This window comes from Stenotrophomonas sp. 2YAF22 (assembly GCF_052114665.1).
GTDB classification, from domain to species: domain Bacteria; phylum Pseudomonadota; class Gammaproteobacteria; order Xanthomonadales; family Xanthomonadaceae; genus Stenotrophomonas; species Stenotrophomonas indicatrix.
Window position 1 is genome coordinate 1 of the sequence record NZ_JBFRFE010000915.1, and the last position, 1108, is coordinate 1108.

The 1108-nt window shown below is 66.8% G+C and carries 1 protein-coding gene; it reads left to right on the forward strand.

Annotated features, from left to right (window positions below):
- Positions 1-284 precede the first annotated feature (284 nt).
- Positions 285-1108: fumarylacetoacetate hydrolase family protein (locus AB4Y84_RS22220; protein WP_442251003.1), on the forward strand; the 824-nt coding region annotated here is incomplete at its 3' end.

A 1108-nucleotide genomic window follows, 5' to 3' on the forward strand; every position in this document is an offset into this window, starting at 1 on the left:
GCGGGGTGTCCGCGGCATGGATGCCGCGGCCAAGCCCCCAAGGATGGGTTTACGGCGTCCCCGCAATCCGACACCGCCCCGCCCAACCCACAGAAAACCCAGAGCCGGCTGTTGCAGTTGCTTTCGCGGTTGCCTTGGCCTTGGCCGTTGCCTCTGCAGGTGCAGGGTGCAACCCTGCCGCCCCCCTCCTGCGGTAGGGTGAGGCGATGCCGCGCTGCAGCTTGGCTGCGCTGCATATTTGATTACACTTGAAACTTGTTTGCCCACGACTCCGGACACCCACCATGAAGCTTGGTTCCTTGAAGGAAGGCGGCCGCGACGGCACGCTGATCGTCGTCTCGCGTGACCTGCGCCACGGCGTGCGCGCCACCGGCATCGCCGCCACCCTGCAGTTGGCCCTGGAGGACTGGAGCCATCTGGCCCCGCGTCTGAATGCGCTGTATGAGTCGCTCAATGCCGGTGACGCCGATGGCGTGTTCGATCTGGACCCGCAGGCCCTGGCCGCGCCGATGCCGCGCGCCTATGAATTCGTTGATGGCAGCGCCTACCTGCCGCACGTCGAGCGCGTACGTCGCGCCCGCGGCGCCGAGGTGCCGGAGAGCTTCTACAGTGATCCGCTGATGTACCAGGCCACCAGCGCCGGTTTCCATGGCCCGCGCGATTCGGTCAAGGTGGTCAGCGAGGAGTACGGCATCGACCTGGAAGCAGAGATCGTGGTGATCACCGACGACGTACCGATGGCCGCCACCCCGGAGCAGGCCGCCGGCCACATCCAGCTGATCGGCCTGGTCAACGACGTCTCGCTGCGCAACCTGATCCCGGGCGAACTGGCCAAGGGCTTCGGCTTCCTGCAGTCCAAGCCGCGCTCGGCGTTGTCGCCGGTGTTCGTCACTCCCGACGAGCTGGGCGCTGCCTGGCAGGACAGCAAGGTGCACCTGCCGCTGCTGACCCACATCAACGGGACGTGGTTCGGTGCGCCGGAAGCGGGTGTCGACATGCAGTTCAACTTCGCCCAGCTGGTCGCGCACGCRGCGAAGACGCGGCCGCTCAGTGCCGGCACCATCGTCGGCTCGGGCACCATCGCCAACGAAGACACCAGCAAGGGTGC